This window comes from Cupriavidus alkaliphilus (assembly GCF_014191175.1).
Lineage (GTDB): Bacteria > Pseudomonadota > Gammaproteobacteria > Burkholderiales > Burkholderiaceae > Cupriavidus > Cupriavidus alkaliphilus.
This window is the reverse complement of record NZ_JACHWE010000001.1, coordinates 353,386-368,594: the sequence shown is the minus strand read 5'-3', so window position 1 is coordinate 368,594 and position 15,209 is coordinate 353,386. Positions and strand designations below refer to the sequence as shown.

Sequence of the window (15,209 nt, the reverse complement as noted above, 5' to 3'; positions counted from 1 at the left end):
CCCGCCGGTTTTCCTGTATCCATCGCATCTCAATCTGGAGCTCACGCCATGCAAGCTGGCAGCGATTTCACCCTGGACACCCCGGCTGAACCGGCAGCCCCCACCGGCCCTCGCGCTGCAGCGCTGCGGCCGCTCGGGCTGAGCTTCACCGGATCGGGCTCGGAGTATTTCCGGATCTGGATCGTCAATGCGCTGCTGACCATCGTCACCCTGGGCATCTATTCCGCCTGGGCCAAGGTGCGCACGCTGCAGTACTTCTATCGCAATACGCGGCTGGACGGCGCCAGCTTCGACTACCACGGCAAGCCGTCGGCGATCCTCAAGGGCCGGGCCATCGTGTTCGGGCTGGTGATCGCGTTCCAGTTCGCGTCGACCTTCTCGCCGTTCCTGGCGCTGGCGATGCTGCTGGTGCTGCTGGCGGTGTTCCCGTTGCTGCTGGTGCGCTCGCTGCGCTTCCGCATGGCCAACTCCAGCTACCGCGGGCTGCGCTTCGGCTTCACCGGCGGCGATGCCGAGGCCTACCGGGTCTTCGTGCTGTGGCCGCTGGCCGCGGTGGCCACACTGGGTTTGCTGGGGCCGCTGGCGCACCAGCGCTTCAAGCGCTACCAGCACAACCACACCCGCTTCGGCACCGCACCGTTCGGCTTCCACGCCGGCGCGGGCGATTTCTACCGGGCCTACCTGCGCGCCTTCGGCGTGGTGCTGGCGGGCACCCTGGCGATGGCCGTGGCCGGCTTCGTGATGGCGCCGGGGATCGGCAATTTCGGCGCGGCGGCGCTGCTTGGCTTCGGCATCGCCGGCTTCTACCTGGGCATGCTGTCGGTCAGCCCCTACCTGATGGCGCGGCTGCAGAACGTGGTGTGGAGCCACACCACGCTGGCGCCGCACGCGTTCCGCAGCGAAGTCAGCGCCGCGCGCATGGTCTTTATCTTTGTCACCAACCTGATTGCAATCGCGCTGACGCTTGGCCTGTTCCTGCCGTTCGCGCGCGTGCGCGCCACGCGCTACCGGCTGCAGTGCGTGACCCTGCTCGCGGCGGGCCCGCTCGACAGCTTCGTCGCCGGCGCAGCCCAGCAAGTGGGCGCGCTGGGCGACGCGGCGGTAGACTGGTACGACATCGACATCGCGCTCTGACGCGCCATGGTCCCGGTCACCTTCTTCGACGGGCGCTCGTCGCGCGCGCATCCGGCCACGCTCGCCGTGGAGGCGCAGCAGGCCGTGCTGCGCGACGCCGACGGCACCGAATTGCGGCGCGCGCCGCTGTCGCAGCTGCGCGTGTCGGAGCGCGTGCGCCGCGCGCCGCGGCTGGTCACCTTCGCCGACGGCGCCTTCTGCGAGGTCACCGACCATGCCGCCTTCGACCAGATGCTGGCCGCCACCGGCCATCGCGACGGCCTGGTGGCGCGCGCGCAGAACAGCTGGCGCCTGGCCGGCCTGGCCGTGGCGGCGCTGGTGGCGGTGCTGGTGCTGGGCTATTACGTCTTGCTGCCGTGGGGCGCGGGCATGATGGCACGCGCGGTGCCAGCCGAACTGGAGGCCCGGCTCGGCCAGCTGACGCTGGAGAGCCTGGACAACGGCATGCTTGCGCCGACGCAGCTGCCGGCCGCCGAGCAGGCCCGCATCCGCGCCGGCTTCGCGGCGCTGCGGCGCCCGCGCGATACCGCGCACGACTACCAGATCCTGTTCCGCCAGGGCGGCGAAATCGGCGCCAATGCGCTGGCCTTGCCGGGCGGCACCATCATCGTCACCGACGAACTGGTGCGCCTGGCGGGCAGCGGCGCCGGCCTGATGGGGGTGCTGGCCCACAAAGCGGGCCACGTGGCGCGACGCCACGGTCTGCAGCAGGTGATCCAGGGATCGGCACTGGCCGCGCTGTCGGCCTACCTGTTCGGCGATATCTCTTCGGTGCTGGCGGGCGTGCCTGCCGCCATGCTGACCTTGCGCTATTCACGCGACCACGAGCGCGAGGCCGATGCCTATGCGATCGAGATCATGCAGCGCAACGGCCTGCCCCCGGCGGCGCTGGCCGACGTGCTGGTCGCGCTGGAGCAGCGCGAAGGCAAGCCGGCCGATGCCGGCGCAGACCCTGCCGAAGACTTCCTGTCCACGCACCCGCATACCCAGGCGCGCATCGACGCGCTGCGCCGCGCCGGCAAATAGCCTGGCTCAGGCCGCCGGCTGCGGTGCGCCGGCGCCGGGCTGGCGGCGGTAGGCCCAGATCACCATGGCAATGCCCGCCAGGATCATCGGCAGGCTCAGCCACTGCCCCATCGATAGCTTCAGCGCCAGCAGGCCCAGGAAGTTGTCGGGCTCGCGCGCGAATTCGGCGGCGAAGCGGAACGCGCCGTAGCCGATCAGGAAGACGCCCGACACCGCGCCCATCGGCCGCGGCTTGCGCGCGAACAGCCACAGGAGGATGAACAGCGCCACGCCCTCGCCGGCAAACTGGTAGAGCTGCGACGGATGGCGCGGGATGTTGTCGCCGGCCTGCGGGAAGATCATGCCCCACGGCAGATCGGTGGCGCGCCCCCACAGCTCGCCGTTGATGAAGTTGCCGATGCGCCCGGCGGCCAGCCCGCAGGGGATCATCGGCGCGATGAAATCGGTCACTTCCATCCAGTGGCGCCGGCGCAGCCGGCCGAACAGCCACATCGCCACCACCACGCCAAGAAAGCCGCCATGGAAGGCCATGCCGCCCTCCCATACCTTGAAGATCTCCATCGGATGCGACAGGTAGTACGACGGCTTGTAGAACAGCACGTAGCCGAGCCGCCCGCCCAGGATCACGCCCAGCACGCCGAAGAACAGCATGTCGTCGAGGTCGCGCGTGGTCCAGCCCTTGGCGGCGATATGCGGCTGGCGGATGCGCAGGCGCCCGAACCACAGGAACATGACGAACCCGGCCAGGTACATCAGCCCGTACCAGCGGATCGCAAGCGGGCCCAGGTGGATGGCAACCGGGTCGAACTGGGGATGAATCAGCATGTTGACGTGAATGGTGGTTGTGAGGCGGCGGCGGCGCCGGCCGTGCGGCGCCAGGTAAGACGCGCGGGTGCGGCGAAGGTTGCACGGCAATGCCAACGCCAGGTCCGCGCACGCATCGTAGCCCGTAATGATGTCACAAATCCCCGCGGCGCCCGGCGCGGCGGCACCCGGGACCAGCGCCCGCCGGCGCCCGAACAATCCATTTGACACGCCAAAACGCACGCGTCATTCTTGCCCCATCACAGCGCCCGCCGCGCGCCCGCGGCGGCATATAACAAGGATCCCGGAGACTCCCACCATGGCATTCAACAAGCGCTCCCGGCACATCACGCAAGGCGTGGCGCGCTCCCCCAACCGCTCGATGTACTACGCGCTCGGCTACCAGAAGGAGGACTTCGACAAGCCGATGGTGGGCATCGCCAACGGCCATTCGACCATCACTCCGTGCAATGCCGGCCTGCAGCGCCTGGCCGACGCGGCCATCGAGGCGATCCGGGCCGCCGGCGCCAACCCGCAGGTGTTCGGCACGCCCACCATTTCGGACGGCATGTCGATGGGCACCGAGGGCATGAAGTACTCGCTGATCTCGCGCGAGGTCATCGCCGACTGCATCGAGACCGCGGCCCAGGGCCAGTGGATGGACGGCGTGGTGGTGATCGGCGGCTGCGACAAGAACATGCCGGGCGGCATGATCGCGCTGGCGCGCACCAACGTGCCGGGCATCTACGTTTACGGCGGCACCATCAAGCCGGGCCACTGGAAGGGCAAGGACCTGACCATCGTGTCGTCGTTCGAGGCCGTCGGCGAGTTCACCGCGGGACGCATGAGCGAGGAAGACTTTGAAGGGGTGGAACGGAACGCCTGCCCGTCCACCGGCTCGTGCGGCGGCATGTATACCGCCAACACCATGAGCTCGTCGTTCGAGGCGCTGGGCATGTCGCTGCTGTATTCGTCGACCATGGCCAATCCGGACCAGGAAAAGGTCGACAGCGCCGCCGCATCGGCGCGCGTGCTGGTCGAGGCCGTCAAGCGGGATCTCAAGCCGCGCGACATCATCACGCGCAAGTCGATCGAGAACGCGGTGGCGCTGATCATGGCCACCGGCGGCTCCACCAACGCGGTGCTGCACTACCTGGCGATCGCGCATGCCGCCGAGGTGGAATGGACCATCGACGACTTCGAGCGCATCCGCCGCAAGGTGCCGGTCCTCTGCAACCTCAAGCCCTCGGGCCAGTACGTGGCAACCGACCTGCACCGCGCCGGCGGCATCCCGCAGGTGATGAAGATCCTGCTCAAGGCCGGCCTGCTGCACGGCGACTGCATTACCATCACCGGCCGCACCCTGACCGAGGAACTCGAGCACGTGCCCGACGCCCCGCGCGCCGACCAGGACGTGATCCTGCCGATCGAGCGGGCGCTCTACGCCGAGGGCCACCTGGCCATCCTCAAGGGCAACCTCGCCGAAGAAGGCGCGGTCGCCAAGATCACCGGCCTGAAGAACCCGGTCATCACCGGACCGGCGCGCGTGTTCGAGGACGAGCAAAGCGCGATGGACGCGATCCTGGCCGACCGCATCAACGCCGGCGACATCCTGGTGCTGCGCTACCTCGGCCCCAAGGGCGGCCCCGGCATGCCGGAAATGCTGGCGCCGACCTCGGCCATCATCGGCAAGGGCCTGGGCGAATCGGTCGGCTTTATCACCGACGGCCGCTTCTCGGGCGGCACCTGGGGCATGGTGGTGGGCCACGTCGCGCCGGAAGCGTACGTCGGCGGCACCATCGCGCTGGTGCAGGAGGGCGACTCGATCACCATCGACGCGCACCAGCTGCTGCTGCAGCTGAACGTGCCGGAAGAAGAACTGGCCAGGCGCCGCGCCAGCTGGAAAGCACCCGCGCCGCGCTATACGCGCGGAGTGCTGGCGAAGTTCGCGCGGCTGGCGTCAACGGCGAGCAAGGGCGCGGTGACGGACTGAGTGCGGGGCGGCGGATGGCAAAAAGCCTGCGAGGTATCGCAGGCTTTTTTGTGTGCAGAGCGCTTGCAGTACCCTCGCTCCTGGCAGAGGCTGCCCTCTCGCGCAAGCGGAAGAAGGGAGAAAGCCCTCAGTCCGTTCCCGGCGATTTCTCCATCTCCTCCAGCGTCGCGTCCAGCCACTCCACCAGCCGCGCTTCCAGCGACTGGGTCAGCTCGCTGGCCAGCTGCGCCGTCAGCGGCGCCAGCCGGGACTGCAGCGTGGCTTCGGTGTGGGCCGCCACCACCTGCGGCCATTCGGTGCGAAAGCGCATCATCACGCGGCTCAGCAGCTCGGTGCGCACTGCGCGCAGGTCGTCGTCGCCGGTGTCCGTGGCGGTGTCCGTCCCGGCTGCGGGCTGGGCCGGCACGATCGCGTCGTCCAGCGCGGCGTCCCCGGTGTCGCCCACTTGCATCACCATGCCGGCATCGTCCATGCCAAAGGTGTCGATCACGCCGTCGTCCGCCGCAGCGCCCGCCTGCGCCGGCGCTTCGGTGTCGGCATCCGGCAGGTCGACGACCTCGGTCAGCAGCGGGATGCTGTCGTGCGGTTCCGGCCGCGGGATCACCCGCGAGGTGGTGCGTTCGCTCATGCGGCGTCTCCCTTGGGCTGGCCGATGTCGTGGTGCGTCAGCGGATAGCCGCGTTCGCGGTAGAAGCGGTAGCGCTGGCGGCCGGCCTCGCGCGCGGCGTCGCCGGCGCCGACCACCTCGATCAGCCGCTCGAAGCTGGCAAACTGCGCCGGCGCTTCGTCAGCCAGGTTGATCAGCAGCTGGTGGTGCGGCACGCCCTCGGTGGTGGCGGCCAGCAGGATCGGCGTCGCCGCCGCATGCGGGCTTTCCAGCCCGCAATGCGGCAGGAAGTCCAGCGCGGAGAAGGTCCACAGGCGCGCGTCGAGGTCCGCAAGCTGCGCCGGCGCGCCGTGGATCACCACCTTCTGCCCGGCGCCGTAGGCCTTGCGGACCAGCCGGCAGACATAGCCGAGCACGTCCGGCACGTTGCTGTGGAAGTCGATGCGCGTCATGGACGGTTTCCGCTCTGGCTCAGTGGCGCCGCGCTCAGGCGGCGCGGTCCATCAGGAACTGCGTCAGCAGCGGCACCGGACGGCCGGTGGCGCCCTTGGCCGCGCCGCTCTTCCACGCGGTGCCGGCGATGTCCAGGTGGGCCCAGTCGTACTTCTCGGTAAAGCGCGCCAGGAAGCAGGCCGCGGTGACGCTGCCGGCCGGGCGGCCGCCGATATTGCCCATGTCGGCAAAGTTGGACTTGAGCTGGTCCTGGTATTCGTCGTCCAGCGGCATGCGCCAGGCGCTGTCCATGGCGCGGCGGCCAGCCTGCAGCAGCGCGTCGGCAAGCGCGTCGGAGCGCGCGTACAGGCCGCTGTTGACGTGGCCGAGCGCGATGATGCAGGCGCCGGTCAGGGTGGCGACGTCGACCACCGCGGCCGGCTTGAAGCGCTCGACATAGGTGAGCGCGTCGCACAGGATCAGGCGGCCTTCCGCGTCGGTATTCAGGATCTCGATGGTCTGGCCCGACATGCTGGTGACGACGTCTCCCGGCTTGGTGGCGATGCCGCTGGGCATGTTCTCGCAGGTGGGCACCACCGCCACCACATTGAGCTTCAGGCCCATCTCGGCCACGGCCTGGATCGTGCCCAGCACCGAGGCCGCGCCGCACATGTCGTACTTCATCTCGTCCATGCCTTCGCCCGGCTTGAGCGAGATGCCGCCGGTATCGAAGGTGATGCCCTTGCCCACCAGCACCACCGGCGCCTGCTTGGCGCCGGCGCCGTCGTAGCGCAGCACGATGAACTGCGGCGGCTCCTCGCTGCCCTTGGTCACGGCCAGGAACGCGCCCATGTTCAGGGCTTCGATCTGCTTGCGCCCGAGGATCTCGGCCTTGAGCTTGTGGCGCTTGGCGATATTGCGCGCGGTATTGGCCAGGTAGGTCGGGGTGCAGATATTGGACGGCAGGTTGCCGAGGTCGCGTGTCAGCTCCATGCCGTTGGCGATGGCGGTGCCGCGCACCGCGGCCTGGGTCGCGGCGCGGGCATCGCCGCTGTCGACCGCGATCACGACCTTGCGCAGCGACGCCTTGTCGTTGCCGTTGGGCTTGCCGCTGGCGGCGCTCTGGGCATTGGCGCGCTTCAGGCCCGGATGGCGCTCCAGCAGGCGGTAGCCGGCTTCGCGCACCAGCGTGATGGTGGTGATCACCGCCCACGACACGTCGCGCTGATGCGGCGCCTGTTGCGCCAGGCACCACAAGGCCGAGGCGGAACGCGTGGACGACAAGGCACGCACCGCGGTGCGCACCGCATCGGCAAAGGCCTTGTCGGTGAAATCGGCTTCCTTGCCCAGGCCCACCAGCAGCACGCGCGCGGCGCCCACGCCGGCCACTTCATGCAGCATCAGGTGGGTGCCGCGCTTGCCCTCGAAGTCGCCCTGCTTGACCAGCCGTCCCACCAAGCCCTTGGTGGCCACATCGAGGGCCTTGGCGACGCCGCCGAGGTTCTGGCCTTCGAACAGGCCGACCACCAGGCAGTCGGTCTTGGTCGCCAGGAAACCATTTTGGCCGGCTTTGCTCCAATCCAGGGCTTTTGTGCTAAATTCCATCGCGCTTCCTTCCAGGGGCTCGTTAGACACGAAAGCCTCCATTATCCGCGATTTTTACCCCGCGACCTGCCGCCGCTGATACGCCCCGGTCACGTTGACAGCACGCTGTGCCGTCAGCCAGCTGTTCTGCCAGGCACCTCGCACGGCACATCGCCCGCTCCGGCCGGCAGCCCGGAACCGAACCCGCATGATCCTTCAACAAGCCCTGCGACGCGAGCTTGCCTACACCGCCGGGGCGGTGTTCCTGGTGATGCTGACCTTCATGCTCACCTCGCTCGTGATCCGCATCCTGGGGATGGCCGCCAACGGCAAGGCCAGCCCCAACGACGTGCTGATGCTGATCGGCCTGGCCACCATCGGCTACCTGTCGATCCTGCTGTCGGCGACGCTGTTCATTTCCACCCTGATCGTGCTGACGCGCTGGTACAAGGATTCGGAAATGGTGGTGTGGTTCTCGGCCGGCATCTCGCTGCGCGACCTGGTCAAGCCGGTGCTGCAGTTCGCCGCGCCCTTCATCCTGCTGGCGCTGCTGCTCGGCCTGTTCGCCTGGCCGTGGGCCAACCAGCAGAGCGCGCTGTTCCGCGACCGCTTCGAGCAGCGCGGGGTGATGTCGATGATCGCCGCCGGCCGCTTCATCGAGCCGGCCAAGGCCAACTACGTGCTGTTCATCGAGGGCATGGACCCCGACATGAAGCACGCGCGCAATGTCTTCGTCGCCAATGCCGAAGCCGACAAGATCGGCGTGGCGCTGGCGCACCAGGGCAAGTTCGAGACCATGCCCAACGGCGACCGCCTGGTGGTGATGGAGAAGGGCCGCCGCTATTCCGGCACGCCCGGCCAGATCGACTACCGCATCGTCGAGTTCGAGCGCTACGCGGTCAAGGTGGACAACAAGCCGCCCGAGTCCGAGGCCAAGCTGCCGCCCAAGAGCCGCGACACCATCGAGCTGATCCGCAACCCCACGCGCGAGAACCTGGGCGAACTGATCTGGCGCATCTCGCTGCCGATCCTGGCCTTCAACTTCGTCATGATCGCGATCCCGCTGGCCTACGTGAACCCGCGCCTGGGCCGCTACACGCCGCTGGTGTTCGCCGTGCTGATCTACCTGACCTACAGCAACCTGATCAACCTGTCGCAGTCCTGGGTGCGCAACGGCTCGATCCCGTTCTGGCTGGCCTGGTGGCCGATCCACCTGGCCGTGTTCCTGGGTGCGCTGCTGCTGTTCCGCTACCGCCAGAACCGCAGCCTGGGTGGCTGGCGCGCCGTGTTCGGGCTGCGCAAGCGCGATGCCGCGACCGCCGCCGGAGGCCGGGCATGAGGATCCTGCGCGTCTACGAACGCTATTTCGGCCGGCTGGTCTATGGCGTGTTCGCCTTCATCCTGTTCGCGGTGCTGTCGCTGTTCGTGTTCTTCGACATGCTCAACGAACTGGAGAACGTCAACGCCCAGTACACCTCGCTGGTGGCGCTGTTCCACGTCCTGCTGCAGGCGCCCACGCGGGTGTACGAGGTGCTGCCGATCGCGGTGCTGATCAGCGCGATCTATGTGTTCTCGCAGCTGGCCAGCCAGTCCGAATACACCATCTTCCGCGTGGCCGGCCTGAACACGCGCCAGGCGCTGTTCTCGCTGTTCAAGCTGGCGGTGCCGCTGGCGATCGTGACCTTCCTGTTTGGCGAGTTCATTGGCCCGCGCGCCGAGCAGTATGCGCAGAAGGTCAAGCTGGAGGCGATCGGCGCCACAGTGTCGTCGGGCTTCCGCTCCGGGGTCTGGGTCAAGGACCGCGACAAGGATGCCACCGGCGATGGCGAGATCACCCGCTTCGTCAACGTGGCGGGGCTGCGGCCGGACCAGACCATCACCGGCATCACCATGTACGAGTTCGACCCCCAGTACCGGCTGCGCGTGATCCGCGTGGCGCAGGAGGGGCGCTACCAGGGCGGCCAGTCATGGGAGCTGCAGAACGTCAGCGAGACCCGCTTCGTCGAGCTGGCGCCGCAGGCCCAGGGCGCACAGCCCGCGGCCGCCGCGCCGGCGCGCGACGCGCTGGCGCCGGACTTCCGCGCCGAGCAGGTCAAGTTCCCGCGCGTGGCCATGCATTCGGAGCTGACCCCGCAGATCCTGTCGGTGCTGCTCGTCACGCCTGAGCGGATGTCGACGCTGGACCTGTTCCGCTATATCCGCCACCTGCGCGACAACAAGCAGGACACCCAGCGCTACGAGATCGCGTTCTGGAAGAAGGTGATCTACCCCCTGACGCTGTTCGTGATGGTGGCGCTGGCGCTGCCGTTCGCCTACCTGCACGCGCGCGCCGGCGCGGTCGGCGTCAAGGTGTTCGGCGGCATCATGCTGGGGCTGTCGTTCCACCTGTCGAACACGCTGTTCTCGCACGTCGGCCTGCTGCATACCTGGCCGCCGATCATCTCGGCGCTGGTGCCGGGCACGCTTTACCTGATGGTGGCGCTGCTGGCGCTGCGTTGGGTCGACCGGCACTGAGCACGGCCATGGCAGCCCCCGACCGCGCCCTGGTCCTGTTCGCGCACGGCGCGCGCGATGCGCGCTGGCGCGAGCCGTTCGAGCGGCTGCAGCAGAAGCTGGTGGCCGCCCTGCCCGGCTGCGCGGTGCGGCTGGCGTTCCTGGAGCTGATGTCGCCGCTGCTGGCGGATGCGCTGGCCGAACTGGCCGCAGAGGGCGTGACCGAGGTCACCGTAGTGCCGGTGTTCTTCGGCCAGGGCGGGCATATCCGGCGCGATTTGCCGGCGCTGATCGACCAGTGCCGGCAGGCCCATCCCGGGTTGCGCATTCATTGCGCGGCCGCGGTGGGCGAGTCGGATGCGGTGCTGGAGGCGATTGCGGCGTATTGCGTGGCGTCTTTGCCCGGGGCTCCGCCCGCTTCCTGAAGTCCTGACGGCCTCAATGAAAAAACCCCGTGCCGATTTTCCGCACGGGGTTTTTTCTTTGACGCGTCGATGCCGTCGGTTTTCTCCCCTCTCCCGCTTGCGGGAGAGGGGCCGGGGGAAAGGGGCGACAACACTCGCATTTCCAGCGCCGCGCCCCGGAAAAATCAGGCGGCGCGCGGAGTACGCACGTCCGTCACGCCCGCTTCCTGCCGCGGCGCCTCGGTCGCGCGCGCGGCCAGCGCGGCGCCGATCATCAGCAGGCTCGGCTGCACCGGGTCGATCCACGACGCCGCCTCACCGGCCGCCATCTGGCCGAGCGTGAACTCGCGGCTGCGCTGTTGCGGCGTGGTGGCGGCTTCCACCACCCACGCCGGCGTCGACGCGGGCTTGCCGTGCGCGATCAGCTGCGCGGCGATCGATGCGGCCTGGTCGCGGCCCATGTAGTAGACCAGCGTGTCGGCCCTGACCGCCGCTTCGATATCGGCCGAACCCTCGCCATCCGCGGCCTTGGCCTGCGTGGCAAACGCCACGCTGCGCGACACGCCGCGCTTGGTCAGCGGCTTGCCGATGGCCGATGCGGCCGCCAGTGCGGCGGTGATGCCGGGCACGACTTCATACTCGATACCAGCCGCTTCCAGCGCCTGCAGTTCCTCGTCGGCGCGGCCGAACAGCATCGGGTCGCCGCCCTTGAGCCGCACCACGCGCTCGTACTTGCTGGCCAGGTCGACGATCTGGCGGTTGATGAACAACTGCGCGGTGGAGCGCTGGCCGCAGCGCTTGCCGACTTCGACCAGCTCCGCCTGCGGACACCAGGCCAGCATCTCCGGCGACACCAGCGCGTCGTGCAGCACCACCTGGGCTTCGCCCAAAAGCCGTGCACCACGCACCGTAATGAGGTCTGCCGCCCCGGGGCCTGCCCCGATCAGGTACACCTTGCCGAAAGTCTTCTGTGCCTGCTTGCCCATCTCCAACCCCTTGTCCGGTCGATCCTGTTCGCTACCGATCAGGAGAACGCACGGATCATGCCCGCGGCCACCGTGTGATTGGTCGCCTCGTCGATCAGCACGAAGGCGCCCGTGGCAGGATTATCGCCGTAGGCGTCGCACACGATCGGCTTCTGCAGCGAGATCTGCACCGAACCGATATCGTTCAGGCGGATGTCGTGGCGGCCGGTCTCGTGCGACAGCGTGTGCACGTCCAGCACGCGGTCCACCGCCGACACGCGCGCGAACACGCTCGCCGTGGTGTGCTTGAGCACGTACTTGCGCGCCGGGTTCAGCGACTCGTCGTCGAACCAGCACAGGTCGGCCTGCAGCTTCTTGGCGGAGGCCGCGGTCGCGTCGGCGGCGACGAACATGTCACCGCGCGATACATCGACGTCCTCGGCCAGGCGCACGGTGACCGTGTCGCCGACGTTGGCCGATGCCGCGGCGCCGTTCGGGGTCAGCACTTCGGCCACCACCGCTTCGCGGTTGGCGGGCAGCACGCGCAGCTTCTGGCCGACGCGCACGGTGCCGGCTTCGACGCGGCCGGCATAGCCGCGGAAGTCGTCCGACTGCGAGCCGTCCTGGCGGATCACCAGCTGCACCGGGAAGCGCAGCGCGGCGTCGTCCTCGGGCGCGGCTTCTTCCACCGGCAGCTCTTCCAGCAGCGGCAGCAGCGGCTCGCCCTGGTACCACGGCATGGCGTCGCTCTCGTGCACGATGTTGTCGCCGCGCAGCGCGGACACCGGCACGTAGCGCACGTCCTTCAGGCCCAATTGCTCGGCCAGTTCGGCGTAGGCGGCGCGGATCTCGTTGAAGCTCTGCTCGCTGTAGTCGACCAGGTCCATCTTGTTGACGGCGACGATCACGTGCTGGATTTCCAGCAGCTTCAGGATCGCCGAGTGGCGCTTGGTCTGTGCCAGCAGTTCGGCGCGGCCGTCGGTGACGGTCACGCGGGTGGCATCGACCAGCACGATGGCCGCATGCGCGGTCGACGCGCCGGTGACCATGTTGCGGGTGTACTGCTCGTGGCCCGGCGTATCCGCGATGATGAACTTGCGGCGCGCGGTCGAGAAGTAGCGGTAGGCCACGTCGATGGTGATGCCTTGCTCGCGCTCGGCTTCCAGGCCGTCGGTCAGCAGCGAGAAGTCGATCTGCTCGCCGGCGGTGCGCTTGTTCTTGGCATTGGCCAGCGCGGTCAGCTGGTCGGACAGCACCGCCTTGCTGTCGTACAGCAGGCGGCCGATCAGCGTGCTCTTGCCGTCGTCGACGGAGCCGGCGGTGATGAAGCGCAGCAGGCCTTGGTGGGTTGCTTGGTGAGTCATGTCTGGATCCTTTGCTGCGTGCGGCTTAGAAGTAGCCTTCCTTCTTGCGGCGCTCCATCGAAGCTTCGCTGGTCTGGTCGTCCATGCGGGTGGCGCCACGCTCGGTGATCTCGGTCACCGCGGTCTCGGCGATGATCGCTTCCGGCGAATCGGCCACGCTGGCCACCGGGCAGGTGCAGCTGATGTCGCCGACGGTGCGGAAGCGGACCGACAGCACTTCGCTGACGTCGCCGTCCTGCTTGGGCGTGATCGGCGTGACCGGCACCAGCAGGCCGTTCTTGCGCACCACCTCGCGCTGGTGCGCGTAGTAGATCGGCGGCAGCGCCAGGTTCTCGCGGGCGATGTACTGCCACACGTCCAGCTCGGTCCAGTTCGAGATCGGGAACACGCGCATCTGCTCGCCCTGCGCCATGCGGGCGTTGTACAGGCTCCACAGCTCGGGACGCTGGGCCTTCGGGTCCCACTGGCCGAACTCGTCGCGGAACGAGAAGATGCGCTCCTTGGCGCGGGCCTTCTCTTCGTCGCGGCGGGCGCCGCCCATCAGCGCGTCGAACTGGTGCTCGCCGATGGTTTCGAGCAGCGTTACGGCCTGCGCCGCGTTGCGCGAATCGGTGTCCTTGCGCAGGCGCACGGTGCCGCGCTTGATCGAGTCCTCGACATGGCCGACCACCAGGCGCGCGCCGAGCTCAGCCACGCGCTGGTCGCGGAACGCAATCACTTCCGGGTAGTTGTGGCCCGTGTCGATATGCACCAGCGGGAACGGCAGCTCGATCTTGCGCTCGCCCAGGCGGAACGCCTTGAGCGCCAGGTGCAGCATCACGATCGAATCCTTGCCGCCCGAGAACAGCAGCGCCGGGTTGCGGCACTCGGCCACCACCTCGCGGATGATGTAGATCGATTCCGCTTCCAGGCGGTCGAGATGGTCGTTCTGTACCTGCAACAGGTGCGCCACGCCCGAGGTGGCTTCTGCGATGTCGTTCATGATGCCCATTTTGTTCCGGCCTCAATGCTTGATGTTCTGTTCGTGGAGCCCGCACTCTTTCGAGTCCTTGCTCTCCCACCACCACCGTCCCGCGCGCACGTCCTCGCCCGCGCGTACCGCGCGCGTACACGGCTCGCAGCCGATGCTGGGATAGCCCTTGGCATGCAGGTCGTTGAGCGGCACGTTGTGGCGCTTCAGGTAGGCCCACACTTCCGGCTCGGACCAGTCCGCCAGCGGGTTGAACTTGGGGATGCCGCGGGCTTCGTCCAGTTCCTCGAACGGCAGCTCGGCGCGCGTCACGGCCTGCTCGCGGCGCTGGCCGGTCAGCCAGGCATCGGCGTGCGACAGCGCGCGGTTGAGCGGCTCGACCTTGCGGATGCCGCAGCACGACTTGCGCGCGTCGATGCTGTCGTAGAAGCCGTTCAGCCCGTGCTTCTTCAGGTAGTTCTCGACCGCCTCGGCATCCGGGGTGAACTGCTCGATGGTGTAGCCGTAGTGCGCCTGCACCTTGTCCAGCACCGCCAGGGTCTCGGCGTGCAGGCGCCCGGTCTGCAGCGTGAACACGCGGATGCCCGCGCGCACCGCTTCGCTGCCGCGCAGGATCGCGTCGGTCAGCACCATGTCCTCGGCCGCCAGGCTCGAGGCAAAGCGCGCGCGGAAGAAGCGGCCGGCGATGCCCGCCAGGCGCTCTGCCAGCTCGCGCTCCTTCTGCTCCAGCGCTTCGATGCTGCCGGTGAACTCGGGCGCGACCCACAGCGCGGGCGGACGCAGCGCCGATACCGCGCCGGCATCCACCACGGGGATATCGCTCAGCACCGTGCTCATGCCGTGGCCTTCGGTTGCACGGCGCCGCCTTCGGTGCGGGCGCGGCGGAACAGCGGCAGCGGTTCGTCGACCGACGCCTGGTAGGTCACGGTGAACTCGGTGAAGCCCTTGATCGCGTCGTCGATGCTCTTGTCCGCACGGACCGCGAAGGCATCGAAGCCGCAGCGCTTCATGAAGTTGAGCTGGTCGCGCAGCACGTCGCCGATGGCGCGCAGCTGGCCTTCCCACTTGTAGCGGGTGCGCAGCAGGTAGGCCGTGGAGAAGCCGCGGCCGTCGCGAAACACCGGGAAGTCCACCGCCACCAGCGACACGCGGTCGAAGTACGCGGCGGCATCGCCCGGCTCGTCTTCCGGGGCCAGCCACACACCGGTGCGGGCCGCATCGCGGCCGGCCAGCAGCGCTTCATTGGCCTTCCAGACCGACAGCGGGAACAGCACCGCATCCTGGCCTTGCACGGCAGCCGAAATGCGCTCTTCGGTCAGCGGCTGCTCTTCCGTGGCGCGCAGCACGGTCCAGTTGTCTTCGACGATCACCGGGGTGACGTTCGCACTGCCGGTTGCATCCTGGCGTTGCAGTTGAATGATCTTTGCCATGTT

The 15,209-nt window shown here is 68.3% G+C and carries 15 protein-coding genes; 6 read left to right on the top strand and 9 right to left on the bottom strand.

What is annotated here, in order from left to right:
• The first annotated feature begins 48 nt into the window (after positions 1-48).
• The gene (locus FHX60_RS01830; RefSeq protein ID WP_183282395.1) at positions 49-1,134 is read left to right on the top strand and encodes a YjgN family protein; all 1,086 of its coding nucleotides are present in this window, start codon (positions 49-51) and stop codon (positions 1,132-1,134) included.
• Positions 1,135-1,140: 6 nt separating this feature from the next.
• Positions 1,141-2,160 (top strand): M48 family metallopeptidase, encoded by a 1,020-nt coding sequence (locus FHX60_RS01825; protein ID WP_183282394.1) that lies wholly within the window; start codon positions 1,141-1,143, stop codon positions 2,158-2,160.
• Positions 2,161-2,166: 6 nt separating this feature from the next.
• Here the strand turns inward: FHX60_RS01825 and lgt are convergent, their stop codons facing one another.
• The gene (gene lgt, locus FHX60_RS01820; protein ID WP_092306653.1) at positions 2,167-2,985 is read right to left on the bottom strand and encodes a prolipoprotein diacylglyceryl transferase; all 819 of its coding nucleotides are present in this window, start codon (positions 2,983-2,985) and stop codon (positions 2,167-2,169) included.
• Between the two features lie 298 nt (positions 2,986-3,283).
• Here lgt and ilvD point away from each other — a divergent pair, with 298 nt between their 5' ends.
• Positions 3,284-4,957 (top strand): dihydroxy-acid dehydratase, encoded by a 1,674-nt coding sequence (gene ilvD, locus FHX60_RS01815; RefSeq protein ID WP_183282393.1) that lies wholly within the window; start codon positions 3,284-3,286, stop codon positions 4,955-4,957.
• Between the two features lie 127 nt (positions 4,958-5,084).
• Here ilvD and FHX60_RS01810 read toward each other — a convergent pair whose 3' ends face one another.
• The 3 genes from FHX60_RS01810 to FHX60_RS01800 are packed head-to-tail and all read right to left on the bottom strand — an operon-like array spanning position 5,085 to position 7,601.
• Positions 5,085-5,585 (bottom strand): hypothetical protein, encoded by a 501-nt coding sequence (locus FHX60_RS01810; RefSeq protein WP_183282392.1) that lies wholly within the window; start codon positions 5,583-5,585, stop codon positions 5,085-5,087.
• Positions 5,582-6,016: a DNA polymerase III subunit chi gene (locus tag FHX60_RS01805; protein WP_092306647.1), complete on the bottom strand. Its 435-nt coding sequence runs from the start codon at positions 6,014-6,016 to the stop codon at positions 5,582-5,584. Before FHX60_RS01805 ends, FHX60_RS01810 begins: the two co-directional genes overlap by 4 nt.
• Before the next feature lie 34 nt (positions 6,017-6,050).
• The gene (locus FHX60_RS01800; RefSeq protein WP_183282391.1) at positions 6,051-7,601 is read right to left on the bottom strand and encodes a leucyl aminopeptidase; all 1,551 of its coding nucleotides are present in this window, start codon (positions 7,599-7,601) and stop codon (positions 6,051-6,053) included.
• Positions 7,602-7,788: 187 nt separating this feature from the next.
• Between FHX60_RS01800 and lptF the strand changes: the two genes are divergently transcribed.
• From lptF to FHX60_RS01785, 3 genes are read left to right on the top strand one after another with little or no spacing between them, the layout of a single operon-like run.
• Positions 7,789-8,919 (top strand): LPS export ABC transporter permease LptF, encoded by a 1,131-nt coding sequence (lptF, locus tag FHX60_RS01795; protein ID WP_183282390.1) that lies wholly within the window; start codon positions 7,789-7,791, stop codon positions 8,917-8,919.
• Positions 8,916-10,094, top strand: a complete 1,179-nt coding sequence (lptG, locus tag FHX60_RS01790; protein WP_183282389.1) for an LPS export ABC transporter permease LptG — start codon at positions 8,916-8,918, stop codon at positions 10,092-10,094. The genes lptF and lptG overlap by 4 nt, the downstream gene beginning before the upstream one ends.
• 8 nt (positions 10,095-10,102) lie before the next feature.
• Positions 10,103-10,498 (top strand): sirohydrochlorin chelatase, encoded by a 396-nt coding sequence (locus tag FHX60_RS01785; protein WP_183282388.1) that lies wholly within the window; start codon positions 10,103-10,105, stop codon positions 10,496-10,498.
• A gap of 164 nt (positions 10,499-10,662) precedes the next feature.
• On the opposite strand, the gene cobA is transcribed toward FHX60_RS01785, so the two are convergent.
• From cobA to FHX60_RS01760, 5 genes are read right to left on the bottom strand one after another with little or no spacing between them, the layout of a single operon-like run.
• A complete protein-coding gene (gene cobA, locus FHX60_RS01780) occupies positions 10,663-11,463 on the bottom strand; it encodes a uroporphyrinogen-III C-methyltransferase (RefSeq protein ID WP_183282387.1) in 801 nt (266 codons plus the stop codon).
• A 38-nt stretch (positions 11,464-11,501) separates the two neighbouring features.
• Positions 11,502-12,806 carry a sulfate adenylyltransferase subunit 1 gene (locus tag FHX60_RS01775; protein ID WP_092306635.1) on the bottom strand — a complete coding sequence of 435 codons (1,305 nt, stop codon included), beginning with the start codon at positions 12,804-12,806 and terminating at the stop codon, positions 11,502-11,504.
• A 25-nt stretch (positions 12,807-12,831) separates the two neighbouring features.
• Positions 12,832-13,797: a sulfate adenylyltransferase subunit CysD gene (cysD, locus tag FHX60_RS01770; RefSeq protein ID WP_092306633.1), complete on the bottom strand. Its 966-nt coding sequence runs from the start codon at positions 13,795-13,797 to the stop codon at positions 12,832-12,834.
• Positions 13,798-13,809: 12 nt separating this feature from the next.
• On the bottom strand, positions 13,810-14,613 hold the full coding sequence (locus tag FHX60_RS01765; RefSeq protein WP_183282386.1) for a phosphoadenylyl-sulfate reductase: 804 nt from the start codon (positions 14,611-14,613) through the stop codon (positions 13,810-13,812).
• Positions 14,610-15,206 carry a DUF934 domain-containing protein gene (locus FHX60_RS01760; RefSeq protein WP_112774358.1) on the bottom strand — a complete coding sequence of 199 codons (597 nt, stop codon included), beginning with the start codon at positions 15,204-15,206 and terminating at the stop codon, positions 14,610-14,612. Before FHX60_RS01760 ends, FHX60_RS01765 begins: the two co-directional genes overlap by 4 nt.
• Positions 15,207-15,209 lie beyond the last annotated feature (3 nt).